Origin of the sequence: Pseudokineococcus sp. 1T1Z-3 (genome assembly GCF_037482365.1) — a bacterium.
In the GTDB taxonomy this organism is placed as follows: domain Bacteria; phylum Actinomycetota; class Actinomycetes; order Actinomycetales; family Quadrisphaeraceae; genus Pseudokineococcus.
Genome location: NZ_JBBHZF010000012.1, coordinates 45981 through 65191, shown reverse-complemented (window position 1 = coordinate 65191; position 19211 = coordinate 45981). Strand labels below are relative to the sequence as shown.

Sequence of the window (19211 nt, the reverse complement as noted above, 5' to 3'; positions counted from 1 at the left end):
CTCGAGGCGGCGTCGCGGCGCGCCGACGGAGAACGGGTCAGGCGAGGGCGTCGGCGAGCGCGACGGACGGCAGGTCGTGGGCCTCGGCGACGAAGGCGTTGACCAGGCCGCCGGCGCGCGTGCTCAGCCCCGCGGCGAGCGCGGCGTCGGCGGCGCAGGCCGCCTGCCAGCCGCGGTCGGCCAGCGCCGTCACGTACGGCAGCGTGACGTTGGTGAGCGCGTACGTCGAGGTGTGCGGGACGGCGCCGGGCATGTTCGCCACGCAGTAGAAGACGCTGTCGTGCACGGTGAACGTGGGGTCGTCGTGCGTCGTCGGGCGGGTGCCCTCGAAGCAGCCGCCCTGGTCCACGGCGATGTCGACGAGCACGCTGCCCGGGCGCATCCGCGCCACGAGGTCGTCGGTGACGAGCTTCGGCGCGCGGGCACCGGGCACCAGCACGGCGCCGACGACCAGGTCGGCGCCCAGCACGGCCTTCTCCAGCTCCAGCGGGTTGGAGGCCACGGTCCGCAGCCGGCCCGCGTAGACCTCGTCGAGGTGCCGGAGCTTGGCGATGTCGCGGTCCAGCAGCGTGACGTCGGCGCCCATGCCCACCGCGATGCGCGCCGCCGCCGCGCCCGACACCCCACCGCCGATGACGACGACGTCGGCCGGCCGCACGCCCGGCACCCCACCCATCAGCACGCCGCGCCCGCCCTGGCTGCTCATGAGCGTGTACGCGCCCACCTGCGGGGCGAGCCGGCCCGCGACCTCGCTCATGGGTGCCAGCAGGGGCAGGGACCGGTCGGGCAGCTGCACCGTCTCGTAGGCGAGCGACGTCGTCCCGGCGGCCAGCAGCGCCTGCGTCAGCGGCCGGTCCGCCGCCAGGTGCAGGTAGGTGAACAGCAGCAGGTCCTCGCGCAGGAAGGCGTGCTCGGACTGCACCGGCTCCTTGACCTTGAGCACCAGCCCGGCGCCCCAGGCGTCCGCCGCGCTCGGCACCGTGCGGGCGCCGGCCTCGACGTAGGCCTCGTCGGTGATCGAGCTCCCCAGCCCCGCCCCGGCCTCGACGAGCACCTCGTGCCCGCGGCCGACGAGCTCGTGGACGCCGCTCGGGGTCAGGGCGACGCGCTGCTCACGGTTCTTCACCTCGCGGGGGACCCCCACCTGCATGACCGCTCCCTCCGTGGCCCTCTGGGCGCCGGCGTCGCCGCCCGGCCGGGCGACGACGTCATCGTGGCACTCTGTTCGTCGGGACGGCGGACCACCGGTCAAGATGTGGGAAGAGGGCGGTATGACCGCAGGACGTTCGACGCGACGGCCCCAGAGCAGCCCCGTGACGAAGGCCGTTCGAGAGCACCTCGACGACGTCGACGCCAAGGTCGTGCGCCTCCTGCTCGACGACGCCCGCACCCCCAACAACGCCGTCGCCCGGGCCGTCGGCGTCGCGCCCTCGACGGCGCTCGCCCGGACCGCAGCGCTGCGCGAGCGCGGCGTCCTCACGGGCACCCACGCCGAGGTCGACCCCGCGAGCGTGGGCCTCGGCCTGCGGGCGCTCGTCGCCGTCCGCCTCGGCACGCACGACGCCGCCGCCATGGCGGCCTTCGCCGCCCGCGTCACCGCCCTGCCCGGGGTCGCCGACGTCTTCTTCCTCGCCGGGCGCGACGACTACCTCGTCCACGTCCTCGCCCCGAGCGCCGACGCCCTCCGCGACCTCGTGCTCACGTCGCTGTCCAGCGACCCCGTCGTCGCGCACACCGAGACCTCGCTCGTCTTCGAGCACCGGCCCGGCACCGACGTGCTGGGGCTCGGCGCCGGGCCACGGGCGACCCCGGGCGTCCGGCACCGCTGAGGTCCTGGGTCGCCCAGCGCCGGGCTTGCCGGGGTCTGGGTGAGGCCGACGGAGCGGCTCCAGGCCCTCGCGCCGCTGGCAGGATGGCGCGGTGGACGGCGCCGCCCCCGAGCCGCCGCGTGTCTCGTCGGCGAGCCGGGCCCCGGTCATGACCGACGTCGCGCGGCGGGCCGGCGTGTCCCACCAGACGGTGTCCCGGGTGCTCAACGCCCACCCCAGCGTGCGGCCGGAGACCCGCGAGCGGGTCGAGCGCGCGATTTCGGAGCTCGGCTACCGGCGCAACCGCACCGCCCGGGCGCTGGTCACGCGCCAGACCCTCACGATCGGCGTCGTCGCCTCCAGCGCACCGCTGTTCGGCCCCTCGACGACGCTGCACGCCGTCGAGCGCGCCGCTCACGCCGCGGGCTACGCGACCATCCTGTCCACGACGCCGGACGACGGCGGGCGCGCCGGCGTCCTCACCTGCCTGGCCCAGCTGGTGGACCGCGGCGTGGACGGCGTCGTCGTCACCGCGCCGCTGCACGACCTGCCGGACCTGGCGGCCTACCTGCCGGCGGACCTGCCCGTCACGTGCGCCGCCGGGGCCCCGGTCGCGGGGCTGCCCTCCTCGACCGTCGACCACCGCGCCGGCGTCCGGGCCGCCACCGAGCACCTGGTCCACCTCGGGCACCGGCACGTGCGGCACCTCGGCGGCGCCTCGGGCTGGGTCGAGACGCACGAGCGCTGCGCCGGGTGGGAGGACGCGCTGGCCGCCGCGGGGCTCGAGGTGGCGCCCCCTCTTCCCGGCGGCTGGGACCCGGAGACGGGGTACTCCGCCGGCCTGGCCGTGGCCGAGGACACCCGTGCCACCGCCGTCGTCGCGAGCAACGACCAGGCCGCGCTGGGTCTGCTGCGGGCGCTGCGCGAGCGGGGTGTCGACGTCCCGGGGCAGGTCTCGGTCACCGGCTACGACGACGTCCCCGAGGCGGCGTACTACGCACCACCGCTGACCACCGTCCGGCCCGACCTGGCGGGGGTCGGCGCCCTAGCGGTCAGGGCGCTCCTCGAGCGCGTGGCCGGGCGCGAGACCCCCGGCGGCGTGCTGGTCCCCGAGCTGGTCGTGCGCGACAGCACGGGCCCGCCACCGTCCCGAGCCCGCGTCCGAGCATGACCGGGGACGCTCGGATGGGTGGTCTGGCGCGGATCGGCCGGTGAGGCGTCCCCGGTCGACCGGCGCACGACGGCGTCAGCCGTCAGAGGCAGCACCGTGCGCCGCGTGCCACGCGGTGACCACCTCGGGCCGCAGCCGGCCGCGGTCGGCGACGGCCAGGCCGTGGGCCAGTGCCCAGGCGCGCACCTCCGCGGTGCTCGGCTCGGGCGCCGTCCCACCCCCGGGCGCCGGCTCGACGCCGCCGCCGAGGTAGGCAGCGGCCTCGTCGTCCCCGTCCGCCCACGTGAGCGCTGCCGCGAGCCAGCGGTAGGTCCACTCCTGCGCGAGCTTGCGGGTGCCGCAGAAGACGAGGGGGACGGCGGGCCAGGTGACCTGTAGCTCGGCCAGGCCGTCCGCGACGACGGCCGGCCGGACGTGGTCCTGGGCGAAGACGCTCGCGTAGGGCTCCTCGACGACGACGGCGCCCCGCGGCAGCGCGGCCAGCTCCGCGACGGCGTAGCGCAGCTTCCCGCTGGTGAGGCTCGACAGCAGGTCGGTCGTCGTCTTGCGCTCGACGGCGGCGACGACGCGCCCGCCGGCGGTGACGGCGTAGTCCCCGCAGGCGAGGCCGCGGCGGACCGTCCGGACGGGAGCCTGGTCGGCGAAGGTCCACGGGTAGCGCTCGTGGCTGTCGACGACGACCTCCAGCTCGCTGAGGCTGGCAGCCCGGGCGGTCGGCGTCCGCACGCCGGGACGGGACTGCTTGCGGGTCCGCGGCGACTGCCAGAAGACCACCTGCCGCCCGCGGGCCCGGGTGGAGACGATCTGCGAGCGGCTCTCGCGGCCCCGGTCGGCGACGACGTCGATCGCGGCGCCGCGCCGGGTGCACGCGCGCAGCGGCACCCGCTCGACGACGTCGAGGTCGGCGTCGGCGGGCCACGCCTCCAGCGGCAGGGGGTGGCAGTAGAGGCCCGCGGTGCGCGGCCAGGTGTCTTTCGTCGCGAAGACGAGCCCCTCGCCGACCGGGACCCGCAGCAGGTACGGCAGCCGGCTGCCCTCGTCAGGGTTGGTCGCGAGCACGAGCTCCACGGCCGACACGGTAGGGCGCCCGCGGTCGGCCGGTCGTCAGGCGGCGACCGGCGACGGGACGCGCGCCGAGCGCAGGGAGGCCAGCGCGGCGGCCGCGACGAGGGTCCCGAGGAGGAGGAAGGCGACGGCCAGGGACTGAGACGTCGGCACGCCGAGCTGCTCGCCGGCGGCGGCGAGCGCCCCGCCGAGCGCTCCGCCGGCAAGGATTCCGAAGGACTCGGCGACGATGACGCCGGTCGCCAGCGCGACCGCCGCGAGGCCGGGCCCCTGCGTCGTCGCGCGCAGCAGCAGCGTGGCGTAGGCCAGGCCCACGCCCAGACCGCCCGCCGCCCAGACGGCGAGGGCCGCGACCCAGGGCGCGCCGGCGAGTCCGAGGGTCCCCACGCCGAGGACGGAACCGGCGACGACGGTCAGGCCTAGGACGGGCGGTACGCCGTCCGGGCGCAGCCGCGCGGTGACGAGGGCGCCGGTGGCCCAGCCGAGCGGGCCGGCGCTGAGCACCACCGCGGCCTGCGGCGGGGAGGCGTCGAAGACGTCGGTGAGCATGAGCGTGACGAGGCCGTCCGCGCCGAAGTAGCCCGTCGCGAGGAGCGTCATGGCCGCGAGCCCGGCGGGCGCGCCGCGGGCCAGCCGGGCGGTGCCCTCGGGGACCAGGGCGACCAGACCCACGAGCATCGCGGCGAACCCGACGAGGGCGAGCGGCCACAGCGCCGAGCCGGAGACGAGCACGAAGACGGTGGCGCCGAGCGGGACGAGCAGGCTGCGCCGCAGCGGGGCGGCGAGCTGCTGCGGCGCCGGGTCGGGCGGGACGACCCTCACGACGAGGACGCGACCCAGGACGACGAGCGGCACCGGGACGAGGAAGGCGACGCGCCAGCCGGCGAGGTGCTCGACGCCCAGGGCGAGCGGCGGGCCGACGAGGGCGGGGACGACCCACATGAGCGAGGTGAGTGCGATGACGCGCAGCCGCACCCGGTCGGTGAGCAGCCGGATCGCCGCCGAGAGGCCGTAGACGGCGAAGAGCCCGGCCGCGAGACCGCTGAGGAATCGGCCCGCGAAGAAGATCCACACCCCCGGCGCCAGCACCGAGACCGCGGCACCGGCGCCCGCGAGGAGGAGACCTCCCAGCAGGACCCGGCCGGGGCTCGCGAGGGCGAGGACCCGCGAGGCCAGCGGCAACGAGACGAACGTCCCGATGCTCGCCCCGGCGACGAGCGCGGGTACCTGCGCGCCGGCGTCGAGGTCCGCCCGGATGACCGGGAGCAGCGTCCCCGTGGTGAAGAGCCCGACGGCCGCGGCGAACTCGAGCACGACGATGCCCGTCCCCAGCAGGACCGCGGCCCGGCCGGCGACCTTCTCCTCACCGGGTGCGGGCACCGTCCCGCTCACGCCCACCCTCCGCCTCCTGTCGCGACACGTGCTAGTACGCCGGCACGATAGCCCTCTCCCTCAATGGTGACCTTGACGCGTCCCTTCTACGGTGCCCTCGACCCCATGCGTGACCTTGACGCGCTCGGTGCTCTGCGCGTCGAGGTCACACATCGCGGGAAAGGAACACGTCGAGGTCACGTATCGCGGCCAAGGGGGCGGGGCGAGGGGAAGGGAGGGGACGACGAAGGGCCGGCACCGTCCTCGGTGCCGGCCCTTGCGTGGGTCGAGCGGTGCTGGACGGGTCGGCGCCCGCCCCGCCGTCAGCTGTCGGCCGCGTCCTTGGCCTTCTCCGTCTGCTGACGCTCAGCGCCCATCGTCTGGTCCTTCTTGCCCTGGCCGGCGAGCTCGGCGTCGTCGGTCTTCTTGCCGACGACCTCCTCGGCCTTGCCGACCGCCTGCTGCACCACGTTCTTGGCCTTGTCACCGACAGACATGCTGTTCCTCCCCGGTCGTACCGGTCGTCCGGTCCCATCACCGTAGGCAGCGATCGCCGACGTCGCGCGCTGGACGATCACGGCCCACCACCCCCCCGGCGCACGCCCGCGGCCGGACGACGTCTCAGGTCGACGGCCGGGCCGGCACCGGCCGGACGGGCGGCGAGAGCCGCGTGTCCCACTGCGTGCTGGCGAGACGCCTCTCGGTGTGCCCGAGGAGGTCGAAGACCTCGCCCGCGAGGTAGGCCGTGGTGCCGCGGTCGACCTTCTTGCGGCGGAGCACCCCTGCCTCCGCGAGCTCCTCGAGACCACCTCGGGCGTTGTCGAAGGAGATCCCGAGAAGTCGCTGCGCCGCCCGGCTCGTGAGCACGGGCGCCTCCGGGAGCAGCTGGAGCAGGCGTGCGGTGGCGGAGTCCGCCCTCGGAGCGCGACGCCCGGTGTCGTCCCTGCCCTGCCGGACACGCTCGTCCCACTCCGCGCGCAGGACGGTGACGTCGGAGGCCAGCGAGCCCGCCTGGTCGACCGCGACCTCGGCCGCCTCGAGGAAGAGGTCGAGCCACGCTGCCACCGCCTCCTGCGCCGACGCCCCGTGGACCGCGCCCGAGTACCGGTAGCGGGTCAGCCCTTCCACGTACCGCTCGCCGAGGGTGAGCAGCACCAGGCTGACGGGGAGGACGGCTGACCGCGTCAGGCCCCGGCGCCGGAGAACCGTGTGCACCAGCGCCCGGCCGACCCGGCCGTTCCCGTCGGTGAAGGGGTGGATGGTCTCGAACTGCGCGTGGACCAGCGCGGCCTGCACAAGGGGGGCCTGCACGGACCCGTTGACGCCGGCGACGAGGTCGTCCATGAGCGCCGGCACCTCCTCGGGCGGCGGAGGCACGAAATCTGCGTCGAGCGGGTGCCACGACGACCCACCGATCCAGTTCTGCAGCGTGCGCAGGCCGTGGAAGCGCTCGTCGGCGAGCAGGGCTCGTTGGAGCCGCTCGACGTCGGCGACGGACACGGCGTCGGCGACGACGAGGTCGGACGCGGCAGCACGGAGCACGGTGATGTTGTTGGCGACCAGACGCGCTTGCTCGGCCACGCCCCGGAGGGGCTCCTCCTGCGCCAGCTCGGCGATCGCCACCTGCTGCGGCGACGGGGCGATGCCCTCGATGCGACTGCTCGCGATGGCCTCCGAGCGCAGCAGGAAGCGGGCGACCCCCTCGAGGCCCTCGACACCCGGCCCGCTGGTGAGCTCTCGCACCCGGCGCTCGACGAGGGCAGCCTTGGCCTCCAGCCAGCCAGGCACCTCGAGCGGCCGACCGGAGAGCCGGTCGGGCAGGTAGCGGTCGTAGCTGCCCGACCGGCGGTCCCGCGCCGGAAGACCACCGACGTCCTTCGCCTCCCACCAGGCGCTCTCCCAGGACGCCATGCGCACCTCCTCGGTTGACCGACAAGCGCGGACGCCGTCGCCCGTCGTCCGTGTCTGACCATCAAACACTGACAACCGGAGAAGCGGTACGTGGTTGTCATGTGACACGGACGCCCCGCCCACCGCAGCGGTGGACGGGGCGCGGGCGCGAGCGGTCAGAAGCCCATGGCCAGCCGGTGGTAGGCGGCGTTCCAGCGCAGCTCGTCGCGGAAGCGCCGCGGCGTCGTCTGGGCGTCGATGACGGCGAGCTCGACGCCGAGCGCCTGGGCGAGGTCGGCGACGGAGTCGGCCGTCAAGGCCGAGGACATGACCGTGTGGTGCGGGGCGCCGGAGTGCAGCCAGCACTCCGCCGACGTGCGCAGGTCCGGCTTCGGCTCCCACACCGCGCGCGCCACCGGCAGGTTGGGCAGCGGCTCGTCGGGCTCGACGACGTCGACCTCGTTGAGCGTCAGCCGGAACCGGTCCCCCATGTCGCTCATGCCGATGATGACGGCCGGCCCGGGGACGGCGTCGAAGACCAGGCGCACCGGGTCCTCACGGTCACCGATGCCGAGCGGGTGCACCTCGCACGACGGCGTGCCGCTGGCGATGGAGGGGCAGACCTCGAGCATGTGCGCGCCGAGGATCTTCTGCTTCCCGGGCCGCAGCTCGTAGGTGTAGTCCTCCATGAACGACGTCCCGCCGGGCAGCCCCTCGGCCATCGCCTTCGCCGTGCGCAGCAGCGTCGCGGTCTTCCAGTCGCCCTCGCCGGCGAAGCCGTACCCCTCGGCCATGAGCCGCTGGACGGCGATGCCCGGCAGCTGGCGCAGACCGCCGAGGTCCTCGAAGTTGGAGGTGAAGGCGCGGAAGTCGCCGGCCTCCAGGAAGGACCGCAGGCCCACCTCGATGCGGGCGGCCTCGCGCAGCGACTCGTGCCGGTCGGCGCCGCGCCGCAGCTCGGGCGCCACCTGGTAGGTGGACTCGTACTCGGCGGCGAGGTCGTCGACCTGGGCCTCGGTGGCCTCGGCGACGGAGGCCACGAGCGCGTTGACGCCGTAGGGGTTGACGACGACGCCGAGGCGGATCTGCGCCTCCACCTTGTCGCCCTCGGTGACGGCGACGTCCCGCATGGTGTCGCCGAAGCGGGCGACCCTGAGGCCGTCCAGCTCGGCGCGGCCGACGGCGGCGCGCACCCAGGCGCCCACGCGCGCCGTCACCGACGGGTCGCTGACGTGGCCGACGACGGTCGTGCGCGGGACGCCGAGGCGGGACTCGATGTAGCCGAACTCACGGTCCCCGTGGGCGGCCTGGTTGAGGTTCATGAAGTCCATGTCGAGGCTCGCCCACGGCAGGGCGGCGTCGGCCTGGGTGTGCAGGTGCAGCAGCGGCACGTCGAGGACCTGCAGGCCCGCGATCCACATCCGCGCCGGCGAGAAGGTGTGCATCCACGCGACGAGCCCGATGCAGCTGGAGTTGCTCGAGGCGTCCTGGCACATCCGCCGGATCGCGTCCGCGTCGGTCAGCACCGGCTTCCAGACCACCCGCACCGCCACGTCGGAGGAGGCCCCCAGCTCCTCCGCGACCCGGCGGGACTGCTGGGCCACCTGCTCCAGCGTCTCCGGGCCGTAGAGGCCCTGGCTGCCGGTGACGAACCAGACCTCCTTCTCCACGAGCGCGGACCTCATCGGGTGACCTCCTGGTCGGCAGCAGGGCGCTGCCCGTAGACGTTCTGGTACCGGTCGTAGAGGCTGTCGACCGCCTCCTGGGGGATGGGCACGCACTCCCCGAGCTCACGGGCCACGTGCACCGAGCGGGCGACGTCCTCGCACATGACGGCGGCCTTGACGGCGCTCTTGGCGTCCTTGCCGATGGTGAAGGTGCCGTGGTTCTGCATGATCACGGCCTTCGAGCGGTGCCCGGTGAGCGTCTGGACGACGCCGCGCCCGATGTCCTCGCCGCCGATGAGGGCGAAGGGCCCGAGCGGGATGGGCCCGCCGAACTCGTCGGCCATCGCCGTCAGCACGCAAGGGATCTCCTCGGCGCGGGCCGCCCACGCGCACGCGTAGGTCGAGTGGGTGTGCACCTGGCCACCCACCTCGGGCATGTGCCGGTAGACGTAGGCGTGCGAGCCGGTGTCCGACGACGGCGTCTGCTCCGGGTCCACGGCGTCGCCGCCCAGGGTGCACAGGACCATCGACTCCGGCGTCAGGTCCTCGTACAGCACCCCGGACGGCTTGATGAGGAAGAGGTCGGCGCCGGGGACCCGGGCGGAGACGTTGCCACCGGTCCAGACCACGAGCCCGTAGCGCACGAGCTGGTCGTGCAGGACCACCAGCTCGCCCCGCAGCCGGTCGACGTGGGCGGCGACCTCGGCGTCGGCGAGCGCCTCGGCGGCGTCGGCGTAGGGGCTGGTGCCTGTCCGGGTGGCGGCTGGGTCGTGGGCCGCAGGGGTCGCGCTCATGCGGGGCTCCTCTCGTGGCGTCGCTCGGCGGCTCGCTCCGCGCGGCGCGTGCGGTCGGACCGGCGGGGCACGCCGGGCCGCGGTGACCTCCCGTCCGTCGCCGGGGGCGCGGCGCAGCCGCCAGAGCTGGCCGCGGTCCTCCTCGCCCGCGGCCCGCTCGCGCGCACCGACCACGACGGCGCCGTCGTGAGAGGTCATCGCGACGATGTTAGCGCTCACAGACGGTGGCTCTCGTGAGGTGCGTCACGAGGACGCCCCAGATCCCCTCCTCGCTTTGCCGTGCCCGGCGGCGGCAGCGCACACTCGTGACCCTCACCCCCGTCCGCGAGAGGAGGCGCCGTGTACCTGCAGCAGCGCCCACGCCGCGCCTCCGCGCTCGCGCCCGTCCTCATCTGCGCCGCGCTCATGGTGGTCGCCGCGTCCGCCGCGCTGCTGCTCGCCGCCTCGGCCGCGCCGCTGCTCGCGGTCCAGCTGGTGACGGGGCTGGGGCTCCTCGCCCTCGTCGGCGTCCGGCTCACCGCACCCCGGGCCCTCGCGTGGTGGTCTCGTCCCGCGCCCGGTGCGCGGCGCCGCCGTCGCTGACCCTCCGTTCACGCAGTGACGCCCGTACCTCCCGGCCCCAGGAGCCGCCCGTGCGGCCGCTCGGCGTCGATCTCCACGCCGGCCAGCAGCACCCGGCGGACCTGACCCCGCAGGCGCGCGCCGTCGTACGGCGTCACGGGGTGGCGGTGGTGCAGCCGGCGGGCGTCGACACGCACCTCGGCGTCTGGGGCGAGCACGAGCAGGTCCGCGTCGGCGCCGACGGCGATGCGGCCCTTGCCGCCCAGGCCGACCAGGTCGGCCGGCCCCTGCGAGGTCCACCGGACGACGTCGACGAGCCCGATGCCGCGCTCGCGGGCCGCGGTCCACACCACCCGGGCGGCCACCTCGAGCGAGGAGATGCCGCCCCAGGCGGCGTCGAGGTCTCCCGACGCCAGCTCTTTCAGCTCCGGCGTCGACGGCGAGTGGTCGGAGACGACGACGTCGAGCACGCCGTCGGTGAGCGCCTGCCACAGCGCGTCGGCGTCCGCCGGCCCGCGCACCGGCGGGCAGCACTTGTGCTGCGGGGCGCCGTCGGGGACGGACCCGGCGAGCGCGAGGTAGTGCGGGCAGGTCTCGGCGCTCACCGGCAGGCCCGCGGCCCGCGCCTCGCGGACGACGGCGACGCCTGCCGCGCTGGAGAGGTGGACGGCGTGGGCGCGGCACCCCGTGGCGGCGACGACGTCCACGACGCGGCGGACGGCGACCGCCTCGGCCTCCGGAGGCCGGGACGCCTCGAAGGCCGCGTAGGAGCGGCCCTGCGGCGCCGGGGCGGCGGCGAGGACGGCGGGGTCCTCGGCGTGGACGAGCAGCAGCCCGCGGGCGCCGGCCAGCTCGCTCGCCGCACGGTGCAGCGCGTCCGCGTCCAGCGGCGGGAACTCGGGGACGCCGGAGTCCTGCAGGAAGCTCTTGACCCCGAGGACGCCGGCCTCCAGCAGCCGCCTCAGGGAGCCGTCACCGCGGGTGTTGGCGGGGACGGCACCGCCCCAGAAGGCGACGTCGACGACGGGCCCCGCGGCGCGGGCGGCGGCACGCTTGACCTCCAGCGCCTCCGGCGAGGTCGTCGGCGGCAGGCTGTTGAGCGGCATGTCGACGACCGTCGTCACGCCTCCCGCGGCGGCGGCGCGGGTGGCGCTGGCGAAGCCCTCCCACTCGGTGCGGCCGGGCTCGTTGACGTGCACGTGGGTGTCCACGAGCCCGGGCAGGAGCACCTCGTCATCGGCCAGGCGCAGGACGGTGCGCCCTGCCGGTGCCGCCGTCGGCTCGAGGAGGGCGCTGACCCGACCGTCGTCGACGACGACGACGACCGGGTGCAGGGCGCCGTCGACCAGCGCCCGGTCGGCGTGCACGACGAGGTCGTGCGGCGGCGGGCTCTCGAGCGGTTGCACGTGGGACCGCGCGCTCGAGTCGCCGCCTGTGGCACGGCCTGGGCTGCCGCTGTCGGTCACCCCGCCATCGTGGCTGACGCCGGGCCCGGTGAGGAGAGCGAGGCGAGCACGTCGGCCGCCGGCAGCTCGGGCTCTCCCGGCGCGCCGAGCCTCGGAGCGCGAGCCCGGGGAGACGCACGTCGCCCTCGGCGCTCGACGGACCAGGCAGGGTCGCTCAGCCCAGCCGCTCCGTGGTGCCGAGCCGAGTCACCGCCCGGTCCGGCGGGTCCCTGTCTGTCAGGGTGAGTCGAGGCCTGCGGGGTGGTCGCGACCCGCCACGGGCGTCGGGGGCACGCCCTGGTCGACGTGTCGGCGTGCGGGCAGACAGTGAGAGATGGGATACGGGTGAGCCAGTCCGTCGGCAGTGAGGTCTCGCTCTGGTCAACGCCGGGGTTCCGTCCTCTCTGGACGTCGACCGCCTCGAGCAGCTTCGGCACAGCCCTGAGCGCGGGAGTGATCTCCCTTGTTGCCATCCTGCTGCTTGATGCATCCACCGCTCAGGTGAGCCTTCTGATCGCCATAGGGGGCGCAACAGCTGCAGTCCTGTCAGTGCCTCTAAGCCCCTTGATCGAAAGTCGATCGAAGCGTCCCGTCATGATCGTCTCGGATGTGCTTCGGGCGTCGATTGTCGCAGCGTTGCCAGTCCTCATCTGGCTCGACGTGTTGGCCTTCTGGCAGCTGTGCGTAGCCGCGGTTGGGCTCACCGGCCTCGGCATCACCTTCGCAGCCGCCAACACCTCTCACTTCCGTGACTTGTTACCGGAAAAGTATTGGGGGCGGGCCTACGCGGAGTTCGAAACTCTCACGTGGACGACGGCCGCAGTGGTGACGCCTCTGGGCGGAGTGCTGACGACCCTCTTCGGCCCGACTGTCGCCCTGTCTGTCAACGCGGCCTGTTTTGCCCTCTCGGGCTTCGCGCTCTACTGCATCCGCACGCCCGAACCGGCACCACCGAAGTGCGATCTCACGTCTGGTTGGGCCCGCAGTGTCGCGCTCGGGTGGACCTACATCCATGCCGCCCCCGCCCTCAGAGGGCTCTTCTGGAACGCCATGGTCTTCGGCGGTTGCATCACCTTGACGGCTCCACTGCTGGCCGTCCTTGTCTTGCGCGACCTGGGCCTATCACCGTGGAGCTACTCTCTCATTCTTGGCCTGCCAGCGCTCGGCGGAGTCCTTGGGTCCAGGTTGGCGATGCCTTGTCTGGCTCGGTGGGGTCTTCGCCGCGTGCTGCTCGTCGCCGGCTGCCTTCGTAGCATATGGCTGGTTCTCATCCCTCTGAGCCCGAGTAGTACAGCAGGCTTCTATGTCATCCTGACAGCCGAGCTGATGCTCATGCTCTCGGCGGGCGTCTACAACCCGGTGTTTTCGGCCTATCGCGTCAAGCTCGTCGACCGCAGCGTGCTGTCTAGGGTGGGCGCTGCTTGGCCCATCACGGCCAAGAGCATCCAGCCTCTCTTCGTGCTTGCTGGAGGGGCCCTGGCTTCCCTTGTAGGCGTGAGAGGGGCGCTTGCAGCAGCAGCCGTCGCACTCATAGCAAGCACCTTGCTCTTGCCGTGGCGACATGTGCCGCACACTTTAGAGGACGCCGACTTGTCAAAGATTGGCACCTAGGCGGTCTGCCTCCGGCGCTGCACGAGGGAGCATGTGGGCGGTGTTTCCGAGTACCCGCGCGAAGGAGAAGTCGTCGACACGGAGAGTGGGCTCTCAGAAGTAGAAGTCGCCGACTACGTGGTGACCCGGCCGTCGTCGACGGCGACGACTGGCCGCCGACCTGCTCGGTCGGGAGGTCGCGCAGCTCGTCGAGCACCTACGTCTTGGCCAGGCCCGCGGCAGAAGACGTGCGGCTGCAGGTCGACGCCCCACAGGGTCTCCCCGGCCCGGACCGCCATCACCCGCGGCCGCAGCGCCGGCCCGGCCAGGTGGGCGAGATGCCGCCCGTCCGGTCGACGCGTGAAGGCGAGGCCCCAGTACTCGGCCCCGCCCGTCGTCCACGTGCCGTCCTCACCGACGACGACGCGCCAGCACGTCCGCACGACGTCGGGCGCGCGCGGCGCCCACTCCCAGTAGCCCGGCTCGTCCTCGCTGCTCCACGGCGCCCGATCGACCACAGGGACATGGTGCGCACGGCGCCGGCCGACGTGCTGGCGGACGGTGCGGGTCGCTCAGCCCAGCCGCTCGGCTGTGCTGGGCATGAAGGGTCCCCCGTACTCGCGCAGGTGCGCGACCAGCCCGTCGCTGATCGTCATCACGCCGACGTAGCGGCGGCGCAGGCGGCACCCCAGGTCGTGCCGCTGCAGCAGCGCCTCGTACTCGCACACCACGGTCGTCGCGTCGACGTCCAGGACACGGTGCACGCGCACGTCGTAGAAGGTGAGGACGCCCGCGAGGGAGGTGACCATGGCGGCCACCGCCTCGCGCCCCTCGACGCCCGGCCCGTCGCCGTCCCCGTCGAAAGGCGTCTCGAGGAGCGCGTCCGGGGTGAAGAGGTCCGCGAAGCCGGGCCCACCCGGTCGCAGCCGGGGTCCGAGGGCCGCGGTCAGCGCCGTGACGGCGGGCGCGAAGTGGGAGTCGGCCACGGCCCGTCCCTCCTCAGGCCGCGTCGAGGAAGCGGGTGGCGGACAGGCCGCCGTCGACGTCGAGCAGGGCGCCGTGGACGAGGGCGGCCTCGTCGGTGACGAGCCAGCGCACGGCGGTGGCGACGTCGACCGGGCGCACCGGCCGGCCCGCGGGGGTGGTGGCGGTCATCGCGGCCACCGCCGCCTCGGCCTCGGCGTTGCCCGGGGTACTGGTGGCGCCGGGGGCGACGGTGTTGACGCGCACCCCGGACGGGCCGTACTCGGCGGCCCAGGTGCGGGTCATCTGCTCGGCCGCCGCCTTGCTGGCGGTGTAGATCGCCCCGAACGGCACACCGGTCCGGGCNGGGTCATCTGCTCGGCCGCCGCCTTGCTGAAAAAACATCCAGGAGCCCACCGTGACGACGGCGCCGCTGCCACGCTCGGCCATCGCGGGCGCCAGGGCGGCGACCAGCACGTGCGGGGCGCGGACGTTCGTGGCCCACACGGACTCGAGGTCGGCGTCGGAGGTCGCCGCGGTCGGCGCCGCCGGGTAGACGCCGGCGTTGTTGACCAGCACGTCGACCCGGCCACCGAGCGCGGCGGTCGCCTCGCGGGCGAAGGCGCGGACGGCGTCGGGCGAGGCCCCGAGGTCAGCGGTCACGGCGTGCGCGGTGCCGCCGTCCGCACGGATCGTCGCGGCGACGGCGTCCACGCGGGCGCCGTCGCGGCCGGTCACGACCACCTCGGCGCCGGAGGCCGCCAGCACGCGGGCGACGGCTTCTCCGATGCCGCTGGAGGAGCCGGTGACGACGGCGGTGCGGCCGGCGAGACGGTCGTCACGGGAGAGGGAGGCGAGGGCGTCAGCGTTGGACTGCATGGTCCATTGGTACCGCACCTGGACCGATTGGTCCACCGACGTACGGTGGTCACGTGGCCGAGCTGACGGACAAGGGGCGAGCGACGCGCCAGCGCATCGTCGAGGCGACGGCGCTGCGCGTCCTGGAGGCGGGCGTGGACGGCACGAGCCTCGACGACGTCCGCGCCGCGACCCTGACCAGCAAGAGCCAGCTGTTCCACTACTTCCCCGGCGGCAAGGCCGAGCTGGTCCGCGCCGTGGCGCAGTGGGAGGGCGAGCAGCTGCTGGCCGCGCAGGAGCCCCACCTCTCCGACCTGTCCACCTGGGAGTCGTGGGCGGCGTGGCGCCGCGGGCTCGAGGACTACTACCTCGGGCTCGGGCGGTGGGCCTGCCCTATCGGCTCCCTCACCGCGCAGCTGGCCGCCACCGACGCCGAGACCGCCGCCTTCCTGCGCGAGGCGTGGGCGGCCTGGCGCACGCGCCTGGCCGACGGGGTCCGCCGGATGCAGGCCACCGGCCGCATCAGCCCCAGCGCCGACGCCGACCGCCTCGCCACCGCCGTGCTGGCCGCCATCCAGGGCGGCCTCCTGCTCAGCCAGCCCGAGCGCGCGAGCTGGCCGCTGGAGGCCGCGCTGGACAGCGCGTGGGCGACGCTGCGGGCGTCGCCGGCCTCGGTCACGCCTGCTGGGAGCACGGCCGGGAGCGCCGCGACGGCGTGAGGCCGGACGGCCCGGTGTGCGGCGTCCCGGCTCGGACGCGCGAAGACCGGCCGAGGTTCAGGGCCGCCGTCGGCCCGCGTCCGGCGCCCCCGCCCGCACCGGCGGGCCCGGGCTCCCGGCGGCGACTGCCCCGGAGGTCGGCCTCCACGCCGCCCAGCAGGTGAGGGCGAGCACGGCGAAGCCGGCCACCACCCACCACGGGTGGCCGATGGCGGCCTCCTCGAGACCGGCCAGCGGGTTGGCCAGGAGGCCGAGCCGGTCGAGCACCCACCCGGTCGCCGCGGCGAGGGCCAGGCCGGCCACAGCTGTGCGGACCACCGGGTAGGCGCGCGTGCGGGAGATCAGGTAGAGGGACGGGAAGAGCACCGCGACGGTCAGCAGCTGGGCGAGCTCGACGCCGACGTTGAACGCCAGCAGCGCGGGGACCGACGTCGTCCCCTCCAGCCCGAGGTCGGTGAGGATGCCGGCGAAGGCCAGGCCGTGGACGAGCCCGAAGCCTCCGGCGATGAGCACCTCCCCGCGCCGCGCCAGCGGTCGGATGGCGTGCACCGCGGCGACGCCCACCGAGACGGCCACGAGGACCTCGGTCAGCACCGTCGGCAGCGACACCCACCCCAGTGCCGAGGCCATCAGGGTCAGCGAGTGCCCGACCGTGAACGCGGTGACGACGCCGACCACGCGCTGCAGCGCGGGCAGGACGCCGTCCCGGCGCACCCACCGGCCGCCGACGACGACCAGCGGCGCGACCAGGAGCAACGTCGTCACGAAGAGCAGGTGGTCGGCGCCCTCCAGGACGTGGTGGAAGCCGTAGCCCAGCATGTCGAGCAGCCCCGTGCCGGCCTCCGCGGCGTCGCCGACCTCCAGGGTGGGGTCCGTGGCCGTGACGGTGCCGGCCGTGGAGATGTCCCCGTCGGCGTCGGTCAGCACCACGACGGCCTCGTGCGTCGGGTCGGCCTCGATCACCGCGTCGTAGGTCAGCGCGAAGTCCGCCGGGTCGGCGCCGCCGGTGTCGAAGGTCACCTGAGCGGTGACCGACTCCAGACCCTCGACCGTCCCGACCACCGGGTCGGACCAGGTCTCGGCCCACTCGGTGCCGTCGGCCCCGGTGACCGACAGGTGCTCTGCGAGGTAGTCGGTGACCGCGGCGGCATCGGCGGTGCTGGTGCCCTGCGCGGCCAGCGCGGCCTCGAGCGTCTCCGCCGCGACGCTGACCGTCGCCTGCGCGGAGTCCTCCGACAGCACGACCGAGATGGTGCTGCTGTCCAGGCTGTGGGCGCTGGCCGCCGCCGCGGGCAGGAGCGCCAGACCAGCGGCCAGGGCACCCGCGGCGAGCAGCCGGCGTGGGGTCGTCGTCATGGTCGGCAGCGTCGGACGTGCTCCTGTGCGCCACGCATGGGCTGGCTGTCGGTCGGGCACGCGGCCGCCTGCACAGGGGCGGCACAGCGGTGGCACCGGCTGGGCCTAGCGGGGCCCACGAGCGTCTCCCTCGTCAGCCGCACCGCGGCGACCCGACGGACGGAGAACGCCATGAAGACCACGATCCGCAAGGCCACGGCCACGCTGGCCGTCCTCGCCACCCTGGGCCTGGCCGCCTGCGGCGCCACGACCGGTGAGACCACCACGACCTCGGCCACCACCTCGACCAGCTCGTCCGCCTCCATCGGGTCGACGACCGAGGGCACCACGAGCGCCGCGGCCGCACCGCAGATGCCCGCCGGCGGCCCGGGCGAGGGCATGGGCGGCGGGCCCGGCGGCGTCGACCCCTCCTCGGTCACCACCGAGGAGGAGCTGGTCGCGCTCATCCAGTCCGCCTACGGCGACGCCGGCCTGGGCCTGCACCGCGGTCACCAGCCCGTCGAGGAGGTGCTGAACGAGGTCCTCGGCATCAGCCACGACGAGCTCCACGTCCGCATGGACGCCGGCCAGAACCTCGCCACCGTCGCCGACGAGGTCGGCGTCGGCCAGGACGCGCTCGTCGCCGCCCTCGTCGACTCCTGGAGCCCCGCCATCGACACGCTCCTCGCCGACGGCACCATCACCCAGGACGAGGCCGACCAGTACCTCGCCGACCTCACCGAGGCCTTCACCTACCGCGTCACGTGGGACGGCACCAGCGCCACGCCCACCTACAGCGGTCTCGCCGCCTGAGGCTGCGGGCCAGCCCGCACCCCACCCGACAGGGTGGGGTGCCGCGGCCCGCAGGGCAGGTCTCAGTCCGTGCTGGACCAGGTGTCGGTGCGGACGTCGGCGACATCGCGAAACTCACGGGCAAGATGACGAGCGAGGCGGTCGAGCTCCGGCTGGGTGTCGGGTGCGTTGAGCCAGCTCCGGTACCGCAGGGCGGAGCCGGGGCCGGCCGCCCACCGTTGCTGCCAGGCGTGAAGCTCTGCGACGAGACAAGGAGAGAGGCCCGGGAAGTCCTCAGGAGAGGCCAGCCCGGACTCGTCCCAGACCGGCCACTCCGCCCCGTGGTCGGGGTGGACGTGCAGCTGCTGACGCCTCGGCACGGTGTCGTCGCCGCCCATGTGGAGACGCTACGACGTCGCCGCACACCAGCACTCCGGCGCCCCGGCAGCACCCGGCCTACCGTCTCCGGTCATGGCAGCGTCGCGCCACGTCAGCGTCACCATCGCTGCTCCGGCGGCCACCGTGTACGCCTACGCCGCCGACCCCACCCACCTGCCGGACTGGGCGGCCGGCCTGTCGCAGGGCACGCTCGAGCGGGTCGACGACCACTGGATCGCCGAGTCACCCATGGGGCGCGTGCGCGTGGACTTCACGCCGGCCAACGACCTCGGCGTCCTCGACCACACCGTCACGCTCCCCGACGGCGAGCAGGTGCTCAACCCGCTGCGCGTCATCCCCGACGGCGACAGCTGCGAGGTCGTCTTCACCGTGCGTCGCCGCCCGAGCCAGAGCGAGGCGGAGCTCGAGGACGACTGCACGGCCGTCCACGCGGACCTGACACGGCTCAAGCAGCTCTTCGAGGGCTGAGGGGCGCTGCCGGCCGTCTCTCCTCGGGACGGGTCAGCGGGCGACGGCACGGGATCGCCCGTGACCGTGGGCGCGAGCGACTCCCCGGCTCGGCGAGTCATGCCTGTCGGAGAGCTCCATGCCCGGTGCTCGACGTCGGCAGCGCGATCGAGGCGAGCAGGGCCAGGTGGCGCTCGTCGTCGGAGTGGGCGTCGGGGTGGAAGACGACGAGCATGTGGTCGTCGGTCCCGCTGATGGCGAGACGCTCGCGGTTGAGGGTCAGCTCCCCGACCTGCGGGTGGTCGAGACGGATAGGAGTGCCCCGCTGGCCGCGGA

General features: G+C 74.5%; 21 protein-coding genes. 7 read left to right on the top strand and 14 right to left on the bottom strand.

The window, feature by feature from the left end; all coding sequences use genetic code 11:
• Positions 1–37: 37 nt before the first annotated feature.
• A complete protein-coding gene (ald, locus tag WDV86_RS03705) occupies positions 38–1150 on the bottom strand; it encodes an alanine dehydrogenase (protein WP_339566248.1) in 1113 nt (370 codons plus the stop codon).
• 121 nt (positions 1151–1271) lie between these two features.
• Between ald and WDV86_RS03700 the strand changes: the two genes are divergently transcribed.
• Together WDV86_RS03700 and WDV86_RS03695 are read left to right on the top strand one after the other, a co-directional pair.
• On the top strand, positions 1272–1829 hold the full coding sequence (locus WDV86_RS03700; protein ID WP_445262925.1) for an Lrp/AsnC family transcriptional regulator: 558 nt from the start codon (positions 1272–1274) through the stop codon (positions 1827–1829).
• Positions 1830–1920: 91 nt separating this feature from the next.
• The gene (locus WDV86_RS03695) at positions 1921–2979 is read left to right on the top strand and encodes a LacI family DNA-binding transcriptional regulator (RefSeq protein WP_339566246.1); all 1059 of its coding nucleotides are present in this window, start codon (positions 1921–1923) and stop codon (positions 2977–2979) included.
• 75 nt (positions 2980–3054) lie between these two features.
• Here WDV86_RS03695 and WDV86_RS03690 read toward each other — a convergent pair whose 3' ends face one another.
• The 6 genes from WDV86_RS03690 to WDV86_RS03665 all read right to left on the bottom strand — a co-directional run bounded on the left by WDV86_RS03690 (position 3055) and on the right by WDV86_RS03665 (position 9766).
• Positions 3055–4047 carry an ERCC4 domain-containing protein gene (locus WDV86_RS03690; protein ID WP_339566245.1) on the bottom strand — a complete coding sequence of 331 codons (993 nt, stop codon included), beginning with the start codon at positions 4045–4047 and terminating at the stop codon, positions 3055–3057.
• Positions 4048–4083: 36 nt separating this feature from the next.
• Positions 4084–5436 carry an MFS transporter gene (locus WDV86_RS03685; protein ID WP_339566244.1) on the bottom strand — a complete coding sequence of 451 codons (1353 nt, stop codon included), beginning with the start codon at positions 5434–5436 and terminating at the stop codon, positions 4084–4086.
• A gap of 302 nt (positions 5437–5738) precedes the next feature.
• Positions 5739–5912: a hypothetical protein gene (locus WDV86_RS03680; protein WP_339566243.1), complete on the bottom strand. Its 174-nt coding sequence runs from the start codon at positions 5910–5912 to the stop codon at positions 5739–5741.
• A gap of 124 nt (positions 5913–6036) precedes the next feature.
• Complete coding sequence (locus tag WDV86_RS03675; RefSeq protein WP_339566242.1) at positions 6037–7326, bottom strand: Fic family protein; 1290 nt, start codon at positions 7324–7326, stop codon at positions 6037–6039.
• A gap of 155 nt (positions 7327–7481) precedes the next feature.
• Complete coding sequence (gene araA, locus WDV86_RS03670) at positions 7482–8990, bottom strand: L-arabinose isomerase (protein WP_339566241.1); 1509 nt, start codon at positions 8988–8990, stop codon at positions 7482–7484.
• Positions 8987–9766, bottom strand: coding sequence for an L-ribulose-5-phosphate 4-epimerase (locus WDV86_RS03665; protein ID WP_339566240.1), 780 nt, complete (start codon positions 9764–9766; stop codon positions 8987–8989). Before WDV86_RS03665 ends, araA begins: the two co-directional genes overlap by 4 nt.
• Positions 9767–10105: 339 nt before the next feature.
• On the opposite strand from WDV86_RS03665, the gene WDV86_RS03660 reads away from it, so the two are divergent.
• Positions 10106–10348 carry a hypothetical protein gene (locus WDV86_RS03660; protein WP_339566239.1) on the top strand — a complete coding sequence of 81 codons (243 nt, stop codon included), beginning with the start codon at positions 10106–10108 and terminating at the stop codon, positions 10346–10348.
• An 8-nt stretch (positions 10349–10356) separates the two neighbouring features.
• Here the strand turns inward: WDV86_RS03660 and allB are convergent, their stop codons facing one another.
• Complete coding sequence (gene allB / locus WDV86_RS03655; protein WP_339566238.1) at positions 10357–11733, bottom strand: allantoinase AllB; 1377 nt, start codon at positions 11731–11733, stop codon at positions 10357–10359.
• Between the two features lie 384 nt (positions 11734–12117).
• Between allB and WDV86_RS03650 the strand changes: the two genes are divergently transcribed.
• Positions 12118–13383 (top strand): MFS transporter, encoded by a 1266-nt coding sequence (locus WDV86_RS03650; protein ID WP_339566237.1) that lies wholly within the window; start codon positions 12118–12120, stop codon positions 13381–13383.
• A gap of 113 nt (positions 13384–13496) precedes the next feature.
• On the opposite strand, the gene WDV86_RS03645 is transcribed toward WDV86_RS03650, so the two are convergent.
• Genes WDV86_RS03645 through WDV86_RS03635 form a run of 3 tightly spaced genes read right to left on the bottom strand, consistent with a single transcriptional unit; the run spans position 13497 to position 15204 of the window.
• On the bottom strand, positions 13497–13880 hold the full coding sequence (locus WDV86_RS03645; RefSeq protein WP_339566236.1) for a hypothetical protein: 384 nt from the start codon (positions 13878–13880) through the stop codon (positions 13497–13499).
• Positions 13881–13934: 54 nt separating this feature from the next.
• Entirely contained in the window at positions 13935–14348 is a 414-nt protein-coding gene (locus WDV86_RS03640; protein ID WP_339566235.1) for a nuclear transport factor 2 family protein, read from the bottom strand.
• Between the two features lie 13 nt (positions 14349–14361).
• The gene (locus WDV86_RS03635) at positions 14362–15204 is read right to left on the bottom strand and encodes an SDR family NAD(P)-dependent oxidoreductase (RefSeq protein ID WP_339566234.1); all 843 of its coding nucleotides are present in this window, start codon (positions 15202–15204) and stop codon (positions 14362–14364) included.
• 53 nt (positions 15205–15257) lie between these two features.
• On the opposite strand from WDV86_RS03635, the gene WDV86_RS03630 reads away from it, so the two are divergent.
• Positions 15258–15902: a TetR/AcrR family transcriptional regulator gene (locus WDV86_RS03630; RefSeq protein ID WP_339566233.1), complete on the top strand. Its 645-nt coding sequence runs from the start codon at positions 15258–15260 to the stop codon at positions 15900–15902.
• A gap of 57 nt (positions 15903–15959) precedes the next feature.
• Here WDV86_RS03630 and WDV86_RS03625 read toward each other — a convergent pair whose 3' ends face one another.
• A complete protein-coding gene (locus tag WDV86_RS03625; protein WP_339566232.1) occupies positions 15960–17258 on the bottom strand; it encodes a HupE/UreJ family protein in 1299 nt (432 codons plus the stop codon).
• Positions 17259–17429: 171 nt separating this feature from the next.
• On the opposite strand from WDV86_RS03625, the gene WDV86_RS03620 reads away from it, so the two are divergent.
• Positions 17430–18050: a hypothetical protein gene (locus tag WDV86_RS03620; RefSeq protein ID WP_339566231.1), complete on the top strand. Its 621-nt coding sequence runs from the start codon at positions 17430–17432 to the stop codon at positions 18048–18050.
• A 62-nt stretch (positions 18051–18112) separates the two neighbouring features.
• On the opposite strand, the gene WDV86_RS03615 is transcribed toward WDV86_RS03620, so the two are convergent.
• The gene (locus WDV86_RS03615) at positions 18113–18427 is read right to left on the bottom strand and encodes a hypothetical protein (protein ID WP_339566230.1); all 315 of its coding nucleotides are present in this window, start codon (positions 18425–18427) and stop codon (positions 18113–18115) included.
• 73 nt (positions 18428–18500) lie between these two features.
• On the opposite strand from WDV86_RS03615, the gene WDV86_RS03610 reads away from it, so the two are divergent.
• Positions 18501–18896, top strand: a complete 396-nt coding sequence (locus WDV86_RS03610; protein WP_339566229.1) for an SRPBCC family protein — start codon at positions 18501–18503, stop codon at positions 18894–18896.
• Between the two features lie 97 nt (positions 18897–18993).
• Here WDV86_RS03610 and WDV86_RS03605 read toward each other — a convergent pair.
• The coding region (locus tag WDV86_RS03605) for an MmyB family transcriptional regulator (protein WP_339566228.1) at positions 18994–19211 on the bottom strand (218 nt) is incomplete at its 5' end.

Excerpts from the sequence above, each read along its gene's own strand:
- WDV86_RS03680 (WP_339566243.1), bottom strand. The coding sequence starts at position 5,912 with ATGTCTGTCGGTGACAAGGCCAAGAACGTGGTGCAGCAGGCGGTCGGC.
- WDV86_RS03675 (WP_339566242.1), bottom strand. The coding sequence starts at position 7,326 with ATGGCGTCCTGGGAGAGCGCCTGGTGGGAGGCGAAGGACGTCGGTGGT.
- araA (WP_339566241.1), bottom strand. The coding sequence starts at position 8,990 with ATGAGGTCCGCGCTCGTGGAGAAGGAGGTCTGGTTCGTCACCGGCAGC.
- WDV86_RS03620 (WP_339566231.1), top strand. The coding sequence starts at position 17,430 with ATGAAGACCACGATCCGCAAGGCCACGGCCACGCTGGCCGTCCTCGCC.
- WDV86_RS03625 (WP_339566232.1), bottom strand. The coding sequence starts at position 17,258 with ATGACGACGACCCCACGCCGGCTGCTCGCCGCGGGTGCCCTGGCCGCT.
- ald (WP_339566248.1), bottom strand. The coding sequence starts at position 1,150 with ATGCAGGTGGGGGTCCCCCGCGAGGTGAAGAACCGTGAGCAGCGCGTC.
- WDV86_RS03610 (WP_339566229.1), top strand. The coding sequence starts at position 18,501 with ATGGCAGCGTCGCGCCACGTCAGCGTCACCATCGCTGCTCCGGCGGCC.
- WDV86_RS03615 (WP_339566230.1), bottom strand. The coding sequence starts at position 18,427 with ATGGGCGGCGACGACACCGTGCCGAGGCGTCAGCAGCTGCACGTCCAC.
- WDV86_RS03665 (WP_339566240.1), bottom strand. The coding sequence starts at position 9,766 with ATGAGCGCGACCCCTGCGGCCCACGACCCAGCCGCCACCCGGACAGGC.
- WDV86_RS03700 (WP_445262925.1), top strand. The coding sequence starts at position 1,272 with ATGACCGCAGGACGTTCGACGCGACGGCCCCAGAGCAGCCCCGTGACG.